Annotated in this window: 14 protein-coding genes; 11 read left to right on the top strand and 3 right to left on the bottom strand. The window is 32.4% G+C overall.

Going from position 1 to position 15,716, the window contains the following annotated elements:
* The 4 genes from BN3657_RS02675 to BN3657_RS02660 all read left to right on the top strand — a co-directional run bounded on the left by BN3657_RS02675 (position 1) and on the right by BN3657_RS02660 (position 5,137).
* Complete coding sequence (locus BN3657_RS02675) at positions 1-954, top strand: LysR family transcriptional regulator (protein WP_144020116.1); 954 nt, start codon at positions 1-3, stop codon at positions 952-954.
* Positions 955-957: 3 nt separating this feature from the next.
* On the top strand, positions 958-1,827 hold the full coding sequence (locus tag BN3657_RS02670) for a fumarylacetoacetate hydrolase family protein (RefSeq protein WP_062551666.1): 870 nt from the start codon (positions 958-960) through the stop codon (positions 1,825-1,827).
* A 19-nt stretch (positions 1,828-1,846) separates the two neighbouring features.
* Positions 1,847-2,641: an SDR family oxidoreductase gene (locus BN3657_RS02665; protein WP_062551665.1), complete on the top strand. Its 795-nt coding sequence runs from the start codon at positions 1,847-1,849 to the stop codon at positions 2,639-2,641.
* 699 nt (positions 2,642-3,340) lie between these two features.
* The gene (locus BN3657_RS02660) at positions 3,341-5,137 is read left to right on the top strand and encodes a homoserine O-acetyltransferase/O-succinyltransferase family protein (protein WP_062551664.1); all 1,797 of its coding nucleotides are present in this window, start codon (positions 3,341-3,343) and stop codon (positions 5,135-5,137) included.
* A 97-nt stretch (positions 5,138-5,234) separates the two neighbouring features.
* On the opposite strand, the gene BN3657_RS02655 is transcribed toward BN3657_RS02660, so the two are convergent.
* Together BN3657_RS02655 and gap are read right to left on the bottom strand one after the other, a co-directional pair.
* Positions 5,235-6,095 (bottom strand): PPK2 family polyphosphate kinase, encoded by an 861-nt coding sequence (locus tag BN3657_RS02655; protein WP_062551663.1) that lies wholly within the window; start codon positions 6,093-6,095, stop codon positions 5,235-5,237.
* Positions 6,096-6,199: 104 nt separating this feature from the next.
* Complete coding sequence (gap, locus tag BN3657_RS02650) at positions 6,200-7,219, bottom strand: type I glyceraldehyde-3-phosphate dehydrogenase (RefSeq protein ID WP_062551662.1); 1,020 nt, start codon at positions 7,217-7,219, stop codon at positions 6,200-6,202.
* 106 nt (positions 7,220-7,325) lie between these two features.
* Between gap and BN3657_RS02645 the strand changes: the two genes are divergently transcribed.
* The 3 genes from BN3657_RS02645 to BN3657_RS02635 all read left to right on the top strand — a co-directional run bounded on the left by BN3657_RS02645 (position 7,326) and on the right by BN3657_RS02635 (position 10,328).
* Positions 7,326-7,916, top strand: coding sequence for an HDIG domain-containing metalloprotein (locus tag BN3657_RS02645; protein ID WP_062551661.1), 591 nt, complete (start codon positions 7,326-7,328; stop codon positions 7,914-7,916).
* An 89-nt stretch (positions 7,917-8,005) separates the two neighbouring features.
* Positions 8,006-8,230 carry a preprotein translocase subunit SecG gene (locus BN3657_RS02640; protein ID WP_062551660.1) on the top strand — a complete coding sequence of 75 codons (225 nt, stop codon included), beginning with the start codon at positions 8,006-8,008 and terminating at the stop codon, positions 8,228-8,230.
* A 94-nt stretch (positions 8,231-8,324) separates the two neighbouring features.
* A complete protein-coding gene (locus BN3657_RS02635; RefSeq protein ID WP_062551659.1) occupies positions 8,325-10,328 on the top strand; it encodes a sodium-translocating pyrophosphatase in 2,004 nt (667 codons plus the stop codon).
* 143 nt (positions 10,329-10,471) lie between these two features.
* Here BN3657_RS02635 and BN3657_RS02630 read toward each other — a convergent pair whose 3' ends face one another.
* Entirely contained in the window at positions 10,472-11,899 is a 1,428-nt protein-coding gene (locus BN3657_RS02630; protein ID WP_062551658.1) for a leucyl aminopeptidase, read from the bottom strand.
* 179 nt (positions 11,900-12,078) lie between these two features.
* Between BN3657_RS02630 and BN3657_RS02625 the strand changes: the two genes are divergently transcribed.
* The 4 genes from BN3657_RS02625 to BN3657_RS02610 all read left to right on the top strand — a co-directional run bounded on the left by BN3657_RS02625 (position 12,079) and on the right by BN3657_RS02610 (position 15,635).
* Positions 12,079-12,984 carry a DMT family transporter gene (locus BN3657_RS02625; RefSeq protein WP_062551657.1) on the top strand — a complete coding sequence of 302 codons (906 nt, stop codon included), beginning with the start codon at positions 12,079-12,081 and terminating at the stop codon, positions 12,982-12,984.
* A gap of 72 nt (positions 12,985-13,056) precedes the next feature.
* A complete protein-coding gene (locus tag BN3657_RS02620; RefSeq protein ID WP_019139422.1) occupies positions 13,057-13,683 on the top strand; it encodes a cytidylate kinase-like family protein in 627 nt (208 codons plus the stop codon).
* 168 nt (positions 13,684-13,851) lie between these two features.
* Positions 13,852-14,325 carry an IS200/IS605 family transposase gene (gene tnpA / locus BN3657_RS02615; RefSeq protein WP_062551656.1) on the top strand — a complete coding sequence of 158 codons (474 nt, stop codon included), beginning with the start codon at positions 13,852-13,854 and terminating at the stop codon, positions 14,323-14,325.
* Between the two features lie 320 nt (positions 14,326-14,645).
* Complete coding sequence (locus BN3657_RS02610) at positions 14,646-15,635, top strand: helix-turn-helix domain-containing protein (RefSeq protein ID WP_062551655.1); 990 nt, start codon at positions 14,646-14,648, stop codon at positions 15,633-15,635.
* Positions 15,636-15,716: the final 81 nt, after the last annotated feature.

The raw sequence follows: 15,716 nt of genomic DNA, 5'->3' as shown, positions 1-15,716 counted from the left end.
ATGGAAATAGATAAATATTCTACTTATTTTTTAACAATATATAATGAAAAGAGTATATCTAAAGCCGCTAGGAAATTATACATTACTCAGCCATCTTTAAGTCAATACTTAATCAGACTCGAGGATAATTTAGGAGTTAAGCTATTTGAGCGAAAAAAGAATTCACTCGAAATAACTAAAGAGGGTGAGATTTATAAGGATTATATTTTAAAACAACGATTATTATATGATAAATTTTGTTCGGAGATAGAAGAGTATACTAATTTAAAAACATCTACTATAAAATTCGGAATAGGGACATGGAGAGGTTCTCAAATTTTACCTGAATTAATAGAAATGATTTTGAAAAAGAGCAAAGATAAACTAAAATTTAAATTATTTGAATATCCTGTAAGTGAACTCACAATTAAATTAAATAATGGTGTATTTGATTTTTGTCTTATGAATGCATTTGCCAACAATGTTGATGATGATTTGATTTGTGAAGTGATAAATTATGAAAAAATTTATTTAATAATTAGCAAGAAACTTATTAAAACTTTAGGAACAGAAGAAATTACACTAGAAAATTTAACTAGAAACGCACCATTCATTTCATTGAATGAAAACTTAAGTGTTGGCAAAGCTGTAAATAACTTTATTAATAAAAATAGTGTGTTAACAAATAAGTTTATAAGTACAACAAATAATCAAACATTAATAGAATTAGTAAAAAAAGGCTTAGGATACAGTTTTTTAATTGAAACAGGAATATATAATTTGAAAGATGATGACATTATAGTTTATGATTTGAACAGCAAAGACCTGATAATACCACTATCTATAATTTATAAAAAGAATTCTTATATTTCTAGTGTAGAAACTAGTTTTATAGAGGAAATAACGAAATTTTATGACGATAGAATTAATAAGATAAGAAATGATTTTGATATTGTTATATTGAAGAAGGAGTAAAAAATGAGATTAATCAATTTTGTAGAAAACAATAAAGATAACGCTGCAATAAGATGCGATGATAAAGTTTTTCCTATCAAAATGCTAAACGATAAATACAATACTGAATGGAGTTTAACAGTTCAAGAAATTATTAATAATGAAGAAATATTTGATTTAAATAAATGGTATAAAGATGTTATTGCTAATAATTGTGAAAAAATAAATGAGTTTTTAAATTATAAAGATTTAACTATAGGACCATTATATAGAAGAACAAAAAGAATTTGGGGAATAGGTTTAAATTATTCAGAACATGCGGGTGACTTAGCAGAAAAATCACCTACAGGTATCCCGGCTTCTTTCATAAAGAATGAATCTACTATTTGTGGCCCGAATGATAACATTATAATACCAACACAAAGTAAAAAAGTAACGGCAGAAGCAGAACTAGGAGTCATAATTGGAAAAAAATGTAAAAATGTAGAGGAAAAAGATTGGCTTGAATATGTCGCTGGGTTTACAACAATCCTAGATCAAACTGCTGAAGATATATTAAGATTAAATCCTAGATATTTAACGATGGTTAAAAACTTTGATACATTCTTTAGTTTTGGACCTGAATTGGTAACACCTGATGAAATAAAAGAACTAAATAATATAAAAGTTAGGACGATGATTAATGGGAAAGTCCATGCAGAAAACTTTATCTCTAACATGACTTTCAGCCCTTCATTTTTAGTTTCTTTTTATAGCAAAGTATTTACTTGGAACCCAGGAGATATTTTATCGACAGGAACTCCTAGAGCTGTTCATATTCAAGAGGGTGATATCGTAGGGTGTGAAATTGATGGTTTTGAAAGCTTAAGTAATGGTGTTGTAAATAAAAATTAATATAGGAGATGAATCTATTATGAATTTAGGATTAAAAGGCAAAAATGTATTAGTGATGGCGTCCGCAGCTGGGCTAGGAAAAGCAATTGCAAAGGAATTGGCTCACGAAGGCGCTAACGTTGTTATTTGCACTTCTAAAGAATACGAAGATGAGCTAGATAATGCAGTTCAAGATATATTTAGAGAAACTAACAATAGACCGCATAAATATATTTGTAATATAAATAATCCCGAAGACATAAAGAAGCTTGTATCTAATGTTAATAATGATTTAGGCGATATTTATGCATTAGCAAATATGTGTCCAGGACCTAAACCAGGTCAATTTGAAGATTTTTCTGACACTGAATGGCAAAGTGCCTTTGAAACATGTCTTCTATCTTACGTAAGAACAATTAGAGCGGTCTTGCCGAGCATGAAAAGAATTGGAGCTGGAAGGATTATAAATTCAACCTCTTCTTCTGTAAAAGATACTTTAGAAAATCTTATATTATCAAATTCGATGAGAATGGGGGTCGTAGGAATGTCCAAAACGTTGTCAAAAGAATTTGGTAAGTATAATATTTTGATTAATGTTATTGGACCTGGAAGAATATCTACTGATAGAATAACAAACTTAAATAAAGTTAGGGCTGAAAAGCAAAACATTTCTGTTGAAGAATATGAAAAAAATGATTTGAAAAGTTTTCCATTAGGAAGATATGGTAATCCGGAAGAGTATGCTAAATTAGCTACGTTTTTATTAAGTGAATCAAATTCATATATTAGCGGTCAAACTATATTAGTTGATGGGGCTATGACAAGCGCATATTAATTTGCAAGGTATATATTAGATTGAATTAAATATTTGAAAAGATTAGTACATTTCATCATAAGTTCTCAATAGTAACTCGAAATTTTAATTAATATAATAATATGATTTTGAACAAATATTAGAAAATTGAATATTTATTATAAATTCTTAAATTTAAGTAATAGAAAAAAGATTGCTTTCTAAAATTTCAAAAATAAGGTATACTTTTTCTATTGATTATATCAATAGAAAAAACTTCCTTAGCTAGCCAGGGAAGTCATTTCACTTGGTTTGATTTATTATTAAAAGTGGCTAACTTATTATTGTAATTTACCTACTTAAAAAATTGTAAATTCAAAAATTCTAGGATTATAAAAATATTTTAACAATTGACATTAAGATTTTTTGGTGCTATTATAATAAAAAATAACTCAATAGAGGGAAGAGTATCCTTTTTGACTGATTAAAGAGAGCTTCGTTTGGTGAGAGAAGTAGAGGAAGATTTGGAGAACATGGTCCGTCTTGAGGGTCTATCGATATTTAGATAGGCACGGGAGCGCCCGTTATAGCGATAGAGTATGATAGTACTTGAAGAGTCTTTTACTGTGAAGTGAAAGAGAATTAAGGTGGTAACACGAACTAGCTTTCGTCCTTTGTGGGGCGGAAGCTTTTTTTATTGTTTTCCTTCCTCAAGTACAAATAAAAAAGAGGAGAATAGAAATGCCATTAATAATACCTAGAGATTTAATTGTTGAAGAAGTTTTGGAGAGAGAAAATATTTTTACAATGAGAGATTCTTCTGCTAAAGAGCAGGACATAAGACCTCTTAATATTGCTATTGTAAATTTGATGCCCAAAAAAGAGGAGACAGAACTTCAACTTTTGAGGATGTTATCAAATACTGCCCTTCAAATTAACATTGACCTTGTGAGAATGGAATCTTACAATCCAAATAACAGCGATGCTAAAAGATTGAAGTCTTTTTATAAAACTTATGATGATATAAAAAACAATAAGTACGATGCAATGATTATAACTGGTGCACCAATTGAGACCCTAGCTTATGAAAAAATTAAGTATTGGGATGAACTAAGGACAATTTTTGAATTTGCAAAGAAAAATGTTTATTCTACAATGTTTATTTGTTGGTCTGCCCAAGCTGCTCTATATCATTATTATAAAATTAATCATAAGTTAAGTGACGGAAAAATTTTTGGGGTTTTTGAATTTGATAAGTTAAAGGAAAATAAAATTATTAAGGGTTTTGATGATACTTTTTTGATTCCAACATCAAGACACACTTATGTTGATATAGAAGATCTTGAAGATGTTTCTGATTTGGAAGTTCTTGCAGCAAGACCTGATACTGGAGTTGCCCTAGCTACAACTAAGGACAATAGGTTTGTCTTTAATTTTGGTCACTGGGAATACGACAAGGACACCCTTCACAATGAATATATAAGGGATCTTTCTCAAGGTAAAAAAAAAAGCCCGCCGATAAATTATTATGAAGACAATGATCCCAAGAAAGATATAAAAATTAGATGGAGATCTGCTGGCAATTTATTTTTCTCCAACTGGCTAAATTATTGTGTTTATCAAGAAACTCCTTTTGCCATTGAAAGTATTGAAGGTAAGTCTGTTTCTAAATTTGGTGGAAGCTCTTTAAAGGATGCAGGCCAATTTGCAAAAGTCAAAAAAATTATTTTCTCTAAAGAGGACAGAGATGTCATAGTTGTATCAGCACCTGGAAGAAGATTTAAGGAAGATACAAAAATTACTGACGAGTTAATTTCTCTAGCGAATAAAAATTTAAGGATCCAAGAGCTTCATGAAATTATTAAATCTCTAGAAGAAGAATTGGAAATCCAAAGTCTTGGTCGTGACAGTCAACTTGAAAAAATTAAAAACAGATTTTTATCTATTGCTGAAGATTTAAATTTGGAAGAGTTTTGGGATGATGAATTAAAATTTGTCTTTGATGAAATAAAAAATTCTAGAGATAAGGATTTTATTGTAAGCAGGGGAGAATATTTAAATGCAAAACTTTTGTCAAAATATTTAAATTATGATTTTATTGATGCAAAGGATCTTATAATTTTTGATGAAAAAGGACAGGTTGATCTTTATAAATCAAAAGAAGCAATAAAAAATCACATAGGTGAAAATAAAAAGGCAGTTGTGCCAGGATTTTATGGAAGTGATAAGGAAAGTGACATTGTTACTTTTACAAGAGGTGGTAGCGACTACACGGGAAGCCTTATTGCTTATGCTCTTGATTCAAAAGTTTATGAAAATTGGACAGATGTAAATGGAATAATGACATCTGATCCTAATAAAAATCCAGATGCCAAGACAATTGACAAGCTTAGCTACACAGAGTTAAAGGAAATAATTGAGGGTGGAGCAGAGGTTTATCAAGGTGACGCCATAAGTCCAGTTGCTAAGAAAAATATTACAATTAAAATTTTAAATACAAATGATCCAGAAAATCATGGGACAATTATTAAGGATTAAAAATAAAGCCAGGGACTGTTCCTTGGCTTTTTAAAATGCATAATTTTTTAAGTTTCTTCTATAATAATATAAAAATAATAGTAGTGAAATTAAAAAATTAAATTTCCTTATTTTTTAACTTCTCAGCAATTTCCTCTGCCTTCTTTTTTTCATCAGCAGAAAATGTTGGGTATTTTGGATTCATTTTTTCTATTGTTTCAATTAATGCAAGAGTTGCAATTTTTCTTGAAAGCCAAGGATTATCAGCTGGAAGGACATACCAAGGTGCAAGTTCTGTTGAAGTATTGTTTAACATTTCTTCAAAAGCAACTTGATACTTATCCCAATTTTTTCTATCATCTAGGTCTGAGAAAGAAAATTCTGCATTTTTCTTTGGATTTTCAATTCTTTCTAGAAGTCTTTTTCTCTGTTCATCTTTTGAAACGTGAAAGTAGAATTTTAATATTTTGAAGCCGTTGTCTATTAAATATTCTTCAAAGTTATTTATGTGTCTGTATCTTTTTTCCCAAAGATTTTCATCATTTTTAATTTCCTCAGGCAGATGGTCTAGGCTGTCATAGATTTTTGGAGAGATTATATCTTCGTAATAAGATCTATTTAATATTGCAATTTCGCCTCTTTTTGGAAGTCCTTTGTGCATTCTCCAAAGATAGTCGTGAGCATTTTCTTCATCAGTTGGCTTTCCATAAGAAGTATTTTTTAGTCCTTGTGGAGTTAAGTTTGAAAATATGTATTTTATTATTTCATCCTTTCCTGCCGCATCAATTGCTTGAAGGACAACTAAAATTCCTTGTTTGGATTCAGCAAAAAGTTTTTCGTGAAGTTCTCTTAGTTTTGGAACAAGTTCCCTATACAATTCATCTTTTATGTCTGAATCTTTTTCTTTACTCAAAATTTTCTCATCTAAATTTTCAATTGCAATTTTTTCGCCAATAATTTTATATTTATCTGTGATCATTTTTTCTCCTTATTAATAGATTTTATATAATAATGATAGCTTATATAAGAATCTTATGCAAATAAAAAGGACCTGCCTTAGCAAGTCCTTTGAGAGAAAACTTCTTATAGAGATTCTACAATCTTTTCTGTTAAATCAATAACTCTTTCAGTGTAGCCCCATTCGTTGTCGTACCAAGAAATTAATTTAACCATTTTTCCATTAACTGTTGTAAGAAGTGAGTCAAAAATAGAAGAGTGAGTATTTCCAATGATATCAGAAGAAACAAGTTCGTCTTCAGAATATTCAAGTATTCCCTTTAATTCATTTTCGGATGCCTTTTTGATAGCTGCATTGATTTCTTCTACTGTAGCTTCTTTTTCAAGTTCGAAAGTAACATCAACAAGTGATCCAGTTGGAACAGGAACTCTTAGGGCAAAACCTGTTAAAATTCCGTCAACTTCTGGAATAACTTTTCCAACAGCTTTTGCTGCACCAGTTGAAGTAGGGATAATATTTTCTGCACCCATTCTTGCACGTCTCATGTCCTTTTTGTGAACACCATCGTGAATATTTTGGTCATTTGTATAAGCGTGAACAGTGGACATAAGTCCTTTCTTGATACCAAAGTTTTCAAGAATAACTTTAGTTACTGGAGCAAGACAGTTTGTTGTACAAGATGCATTGGAAATAATATCATCTTTTTCTGGATTGTATTTGTCGTCATTTACTCCCATAACAACTGTAAGCATATTGCCCTTTCCAGGAGAAGTTAGGACAACTTTTTTTGCACCACTTTCTAGGTGACCTCTTGCTTTTTCTTCATCTTTGAAGGCACCAGATGAATCGATTACAACATCAACTCCAAGTTCTTTCCAGTTCATTTGATCAGGAGTTTTTGATTCAACAAAAGTAACTTTTTTGCCGTTAATAATCATTCCGTCATCAGTAAATTCAATTTCTCCTGGGAACTTTCTATAAATTGAGTCAAATTTAAAAAGGTGAGTTCTTTCTTTTAAAGTTTTTTCTAAATTTCTAACGGCTACATGAGTAATGTCAAAATTAACATCATCTCTTAGTGCCCAAATTCTAAGAGCATCTCTACCAATTCTTCCAAATCCCATTATGCCAACATTTTTTTTCATAAAAACCTCCATTGTTCATTGCATTCTTACATTCATTATAACACAAGTAGAAAAAAGTGAAATTCAAAAATTATTGTGATAATATAGGGAAAAAGGAAGTGGAAATATGAACAGCGGAATAAGTAGAGAAGATGCTTTAAAACTTTTAAAAGATTACAACAAGGAAGAATTTCACATAAGACATGCCTTGACCCTTGAAAATGTTATGGGATACTTTGCAGAAGAGTTTGACCAAGAAAATGTGGACTTTTGGAAAATGGCAGGACTTCTTCACGATGTAGACTATGAAAAATATCCAGAAGAGCACTTAAAAAATACTCCAGAGATTTTAAAAGCTTCTGGTGGAAGTGATGAACTCATCCATGCAATTTTATCACACGGTTCTGGAATTTGTTCTGATGTTGAGCCAGAACTTTTTATGGAGAAAGTTCTCTTTGCAACAGATGAACTAACTGGTCTTATTTATGCGGCATCACTTATGAGACCGTCTAAAAGCAGCAAGGACATGAATTTAAAAAGTGTGAAGAAAAAATTTAAGGACAAAAAATTTGCAGAAGGCTGCTCTCGAGAAGTTATAAAAAAAGGAGCAGAAAATTTAGATTGGCAATTAGATGATTTAATAGAAAGAACTCTAAAGGCAATGCAAGATAGAGAAGATATTATAGAAGAAAACTTAAAAAAGGAAACTAGCTTCTAAAAAATGCCAAAAATCGTATAAATTCGTTGATTAGCAAGCCTTCCTGTGTTAGAATCTATATGTTATAGAAATTTAAGGGAGGTATAAGTTTGCAAACTTTATTATCTATTGTAATTATTGTTGCTAGCATAATTGTAATTAGTGTAGTTGCACAAATGGAATCTGATCAAGCTGGTCTTGGAACTCTTCAAGGCGAAGAAACTAGCATGTGGGGATCACACAAAGGTTCAAGTAAGAAAGACATCCAAAACAAAATTGTGATCATTTCAAGCATCGTTTTTGCACTTGCACTTATTATTTTAGCTGCGATTTAATTAAAAATTTAGGGAAGAGTTTTTCCCAGAGTAATCATTTAGGATTGTGGTTTTTACTGCTGCAATCTAATTAAAATTTAAGGAGGATTAGAGAATGAATATGTTATATCTAGCTCCTATCGTCGGCGTTTTGGCACTTTTATTTGCTTTTTACAAGGCAAGCTTCGTGTCAAAGCAAGATGCTGGTAATGAAAGAATGAAAGAAATTTCTTCTTACATTTCAGAAGGAGCCATGGCATTCTTAACAAGAGAATATAAAGCCCTTGTTGTTTTTGTCATTGTACTTGCAATTATTTTGGCAGTAGGACTTAAATCAATCCCAACTGCTATTTGTTTCGTAGTAGGAGCTATCTTTTCAGTAGCTGCTGGTTATGTTGGTATGAAGGTTGCTACAAGAGCAAACGTTAGAACAACTAACGCAGCATGGAAGGGTGGCCTAGGTAAAGCCCTTGACGTTGCCTTTTCTGGTGGAGTTGTAATGGGAATGTGCGTTGTTGGTCTAGGAATTATTGGTATTACTGGCGCATATTTCTTAACAGGTGGACAAACTGAAATTATTACAGGATTTTCACTTGGAGCATCATCTATTGCACTTTTCGCAAGAGTTGGTGGTGGTATCTACACTAAGGCAGCAGACGTTGGAGCTGACCTTGTAGGTAAAGTTGAAGCTGGTATCCCAGAAGACGATCCAAGAAACCCTGCAGTTATCGCTGATAACGTAGGAGATAATGTTGGGGACGTTGCTGGAATGGGAGCTGACTTATTTGAATCTTACGTTGGAGCACTTCTTTCAGTTATAACTCTTGGAGTTGTAGCTTATGGAGAAGAAGGTGTTATTTTCGGTATTCTTGTTGCAACAATTGGTATTTTAGCATCAATTGTAGCTGCTTTCTTTGTAAAGGGAGATAAGAATCCACAAAAAGCTCTTAACGCAGGTGAATATGTAGCAGCTGGCGTTACAATGATTGCTTCAGCACTTCTATCAAACTACATCTTTGGAAGTTTTTCACCTTTTGCACCAGTTATTATTGGTATTGCAGTTGGTCTAATAATTTCCAAATTCACAGAATATTACACAGCTGATGATTATGCACCAGTTAAGAGAATTGGAGCTGAATCAGAAACTGGTTCTTCAACAAATATTATTGCTGGACTTTCTGTTGGTATGATGTCAACAGTTGGACCTATCATTGTTATTGCAATTGGTATTATTGCATCTTACCTTGGAGCAGGCGGAAACCTTGATCCAATCGTAGGACTTTACGGAATTTCACTAGCAGCTGTTGGTATGCTTTCAACAACTGGTATGACAATTGCCGTTGATGCTTATGGACCAATCGCAGATAACGCTGGTGGTATTGCAGAAATGTGCGAACTACCAGAAGACGTTCGTGATATCACAGACTCACTTGACTCTGTTGGTAATACAACAGCAGCTATAGGTAAGGGATTTGCAATAGGTTCAGCTGCACTTACTGCACTTGCACTTTTCGTTTCTTACATTAACGCTACTGGACTTAGTGGAATTGATATTTCTAAACCAGAAGTTATTGCTGCAACATTCGTTGGTGGTATGCTTCCATTTGCCTTCTCTGCACTTACTATGTCAGCAGTAGGTAATGCAGCATCTGAAATGATTGACGAAGTAAGAAGACAATTTAGAGAAATTCCTGGAATCATGGAAGGAAAAGCTACTCCTGAATATGCAACTTGTGTTGACATCTCAACAGGTGCTGCTCTAAAACAAATGATTGTACCAGGACTAATCGCTGTAATTGTTCCAATACTTGTAGGTCTACTACTTGGTACTGAAGCACTAGGTGGACTTCAAGCAGGAGCTCTTGTAACAGGCGTACTAATGGCAATCTTTATGTCAAACGCTGGTGGAGCTTGGGACAACGCTAAAAAATACATCGAAGGTGGAGCTCACGGTGGTAAAGGTTCAGAAGCTCACAAGGCAGCTGTAACTGGAGATACTGTTGGTGACCCATTTAAAGATACATCAGGACCTTCTCTTAATATTCTAATTAAACTTATAACTGTTGTATCCCTTGTATTCGCACCACTATTTGTTCAATACGGTGGACTATTCCTATAAAAAAACAAATCTGTTAGAGAGAAATCTCTAGCAGATTTTTTATTGCAAACTATATTAACTTTTATGTACTCTGTCAGAATTTATCTGGCAGAGTTTTTTAATTGAAACAACCACTAGCCTTAGCCAGTGGTTGTGGTAAAATTTTAGCAATCTGTTGGGTCTAATAGGTTATTTAAAGTCTTTACATGAACTCCAGTTGCATTCTTTGGAAGATAGCCTGATTTTTTACTTCTATAAGCTGTTGCTGCTATGTCTAGGTGAACCCAAGGTGTATTTTCTTTTACGAACTCACCAACAAAGAGTCCTGCAGTAACAGTGCCTGCATGTCTACCTGAAGTGTTTTTAATGTCTGCAACTTCTGATTTGTTTAATTTTTTGTAGTCTTCATCATAAGGGAAGGCCCACATTTTTTCTCCAGCTAGCTTACCAGCTTCAAGGACTTCATTGTAGAAGTCTTCGTTATTTGTAACTGCACCTGTGTAAACTTCTCCAAGGGCAATTGTCACTGCACCAGTAAGTGTAGCAAGGTCAATAATTTTTTCTGCTCCAAGGTCATTTGTGGCATAGTGAACTGCATCAGCAAGGGTAATTCTTCCCTCAGCGTCAGTATTTGCAACTTCAATTGTAAGTCCCTTCATAGAGTCAATTACATCTCCTGACTTGTAAGATGATCCAGAAATCATATTTTCACAAGCTGCTATTACTCCAACTACATTTGTCTTTGCCTTGTTCTTTGCAAGGGCATAGATTGTCCCAATAACTGTACCTGCACCACCCATATCGCAGTGCATGTAGTTCATGCCAGATGCAGATTTTATGTTGTAGCCACCAGAGTCATAAGTTAGTCCCTTTCCAACAAGGGCAACTTTTTCTGTGTCGGCATTTTTGTATTCCATAACGATTAGTCTTGGGCGGTTACTTGCACCAGCTGCAACTCTTAAAAAGGCCTTCATGCCAATTTTTTCGATTTCATCTTCTTCATAAATTGTAACCTTAACGCCAAGATCTTCTAATTTTTCTTTAGTAATATTAGCAAGAGTTTCTGGATAAATTACATTGGCTCTTTCGTTTACAAGGTCCCTTGCAAGGAAGACTCCATCCATAATATTTTCCATTTTATTTAAGCCGGCACGAAGTTTTTCTTCAGGGCCTTTAAAGGCAGTGTAGTTGACTGTGATTTCAAAGTCAGCCTTCTTTTCTTTGACATCAGTTTTCTTTGTGAATTCATATTCACCTTGGCGAAGTCCTTCATAAGCTGACATGATAGTTTTCTTGTTGCACATAGAAAGGTCTGGCATTTTAATCTCAACTTCATGCTCTTCATTTTTTCTTAAAATATTTCCCAGTTCAAAGAAAAGATTTCTCACATCTTCTAGGTCAAGTTCATCATCGCCTAGTCCCATGAAAATTTTTGATTCTTCAAGAAAGCTAGGAAGGTATAGACTTTCTTTGAACTTATAAGAAAATTTTTTCTTTTCTAAATAATCTTTAATTTCACTTGGAAATTCTTCATCTTTTTTTACAAAGTGGACTTTTAGTCCCCCTTCTTTATACAAATTAAATTTAATCATATTTCACCTCTATTTCAATTATACATGAGAATTTTAAAAGTTCTAATTAATAAAAGTATAAAAATAATCCAATCACATTACTATTTTTTCATGATAAATTATGATAATATTAAATTATAGAATTTTAACATCAATTTAGACTTAAACTTCTGAATTGGTGTTTTTTGGGTGGTGTAAAAATGACAAGAGAGTTTAAAGCGTCCATAATGTTATTTGTAACAGCAATTATTTGGGGACTTGCCTTCGTGGCACAGACAGCGGGAATGGAACACTTGGGGCCCCTTTCTTTTACTGCAGCAAGGTCTTTTGTGGCAGTGGTATTTTTATATTTAACCTTAATATTTTTTAGGAAAAAATCAAAATCTTTTAGGGAAGAAAAATTTGACATGAAGAGGACAATTGTTGGAGGAAGTATTTGTGGAATAGTTTTTACTATTGCCATTAATCTCCAACAGTTTTCCCTAATATACACGACAGCTGCCAAGGCAAGTTTTTTGACAGCCCTATACATAGTTTTTATTCCAATTCTTGGTTTATTTTTGGGGAAGAAGCCTAGCATAAAATTAGTTTTTTGCATTTTTCTTGCTATGATAGGAACTTATCTTCTCTCTATAAAGGGAGATTTTCACATGAATAAGGGAGATATAATTGTAATTTTATCTGCTCTTGTTTTTGCCATACACATTTTAATTATGACAAATTTTTCTAAGGGAACAAATGTAGTTTTGGTTTCCATGATTCAGTTTGCCATCTGTGGAATTACTTCTCTAATTGGAGCCTTTATATTTGAAGATGTTAGTATGGATGCAATTTTAAAATCCTATTTAACTATTTTATATGTAGGGATTTTATCATCTGGAGTTGGTTTTACTATTCAGCTGTTGGCACTAAAAGATTTAGATCCTGTTATAGCTTCTATGATAAGTTCACTAGAATCAGTTTTTGGCGCTCTCTTTGGCTGGCTTCTTCTTTCACAAGAGATGTCAGAAAGAGAAATATTTGGAGCTATAATAATTTTTGGGGCGACACTACTTGCCCAAGTTCCCATAGAAAGCTTTTTTAGAAAAAAACTAAAAAAATCTTAAAATTTCACAATATATATAATTTGATTAAAAAAATTTCACAATCCTATTGTATAATTGTGGGGAGGTGAAGATATGTCACTATTTGAAAAACTTTTCCAAAAAGCAGGAAAAAAGATAATTACAATCGACGGAGAATATGGCAGCGGGGCAAATGAAATTGCTAAAAAAGTTGCTGATAAATTAAATTACGAATTTTTTGATGAAAAATTAATAGAGCTAATGAGCCTTGAAAAAAAGGTAAAGCCTGAAGAAATAAAAAAAGATGATTCCTTTTTACAGGGAACTATATATGACCTATATAGACAAAATTATTCCTATTCCCAAGAGGATATTGCAACTAATGATGCAGCTTTTCTACTAGATTCAAAAATTATTAGGGAAATTGCAAAAAGCAAAAAAGCAGTTATCTTTGGCAAGTGTGGTGATTTTGTCTTGGAAGATTTCCCAAAACTTTCTGTATTTATTTATGCTTCCAAAGAGTTTGAAGAGGAGAGAATTTTAAATACTTACAATATAAAAAAAGACAAGCTTGAAATAAAGATGACTCGTGAAAACAACAGACGAGCCAACCATTACAGCAGAAACACTGGAAGAGTTTGGGGAGATGCACATAACTATGACATTTCAATAAATTCATCCTCCTTTGACTTTGAAAGCATAGCAAATTTAATAGTAGAGATGTCACAAAATAGAAAGTAAAAAATCCTGGCGAAAGTCAGGATTTTTTATTTGTACGCTTTAGCATGAATAAACCACCAGCTATGCTGGTGGTAGGAAAACTAGCTTTAGCTTCAAGCAAAAAACCTCCCCGTGATAAACTATATATGTTACTGGCAGTAGCATAAATAGAAAAGGGAGGTATCCTGAATGGATAAGAACAGTCTATCACATACATCTTGGAATTGTAAATATCATATAGTGTTTGCTCCAAAGTACAGGAGACAAGTAATATATGGAAGATTAAAACAAGATATAGGAAAAATATTAAGGGATCTATGTGATAGAAAAGGAATAAATATAATAGAGGCAGAATGTTGTCCAGACCATATTCATATGTTGTTGGAGATTCCACCAAAATATAGCATATCCCAAACAATGGGTTATTTGAAAGGCAAAAGTAGTCTGATAATATTTGATAGACATGCAAACTTAAAATACAAATACGGGAATAGACATTTTTGGTGTAGAGGATATTATGTAGATACAGCGGGCAAAAATGCGAAGAAGATACAAGAATATATAAGAAATCAATTAAAAGAAGATTACATGGCAGATCAAATAAGTATAAAAGAATTTGTAGACCCGTTTACGGGTGAGCAAGTGAACAAAAGCAAAAAATAAGGTGCTTTAGCACCAGCTGTAAAATTGGTGCACGAGAAAGAAAGTTCAAAGCATGGAATGCTGCCGGTAACAGCCCCTTATAGGGGCAAAACAAACCACCGGCTTAGCCGGTGGTTATGATTGGAAAAATTTATAAAAAATTTACACTATATTTAAATAAATTATATATTTCATAGAAAAACACTTTGTAAAATAAAGGAAAAAGAGAAAAATTTGAAAATTTTAAGACTTGCAACCATGAGTTTACAAATTGACAAGCACTATTTATGGATTGCCACCATAAATTTTTATAAAATTTACTCAGAAAAGGAGGTAAGACTATGATTTTAGCAGACAAAATTATAAATCTTAGAAAGAAAAATGCTTGGTCACAAGAAGAACTTGCAGAAAAACTTGGTGTAAGTAGACAATCTATTTCAAAATATGAAAGTGCCCAGTCAGTTCCTGACATGGAAAAAATTTTAAAACTTAGCAGAATATTTGGAGTTACAACAGACTATCTGATTAAAGATGAAATTGAAGACCCTGAGTTTTTAGATGAGGACTATGAAGAAACTAGAAAGAAAAAAGTTTCTATGGAAATGGCAAATGAGTATTTAACTTTAAAGGAAAATTCGGGTAAAAATATTGCACTTGGAGTTTCACTTTGCATAATTTCTCCAATCCCTTTAATTATTTCATCAGAAGCTTATGAGAGTAAATTATTGTCGGTTCCAGAAAATGTAGTAGAGGGAATTTGCCTTACAGTTTTAATTTTATTTGTAATCGCTGCTGTTGGTATTTTTGTGACAGAAGCTATGAAGTTAAAAAAATATGAATTTATTGAAAATGAAGAAATAGAAACAGATTATGGTGTAGATGGGATGGCAAAGGATAGAGGCGAAAAATTTCACGATTATTTTATGAAATATAATTTAATTGGAATTTTACTTATTGTAGCATCAGTTATTCCTATTTTTATTGGGATGATTGTTTCCGTAGACGACATGGTCATGGCTATTTCGGTTTCAATTTTGCTTGTACTTGTTTCTATTGGTGTAAATTTTTTGGTTAAGACAAATATTTATATGAATTCAATAAAGGCAATTTTAGAAGAAGAAGATTTTACAAGGGAAAATAAGGCTTTTAGGAAAAAATCAGAACCTTTTGTAACTGCCTATTGGATAATTGCAACAGCAATATATTTAGCTTATTCCTTTGTGACAAATAATTGGGATAGATCCTGGATTGTCTGGCCTTTGGCAGGGGTGTCCTTTGTAATTTACAATATAATATTGAGATTTTTCTTGGAGAATAATTTAAAAAATTGAAGAGATTAGGAAAGTAGATTTCATTTATTTGGAATCTATTTTTATTTGAATTTTAGAATAAGTATGAGATTTATAAAAATT

This window comes from Peptoniphilus phoceensis (assembly GCF_001517665.2).
Taxonomy (GTDB): Bacteria; Bacillota; Clostridia; order Tissierellales; family Peptoniphilaceae; genus Peptoniphilus_A; species Peptoniphilus_A timonensis.
Note: the sequence above shows the minus strand (reverse complement) of the source record. Positions and strands in the feature narration are given on the sequence as shown.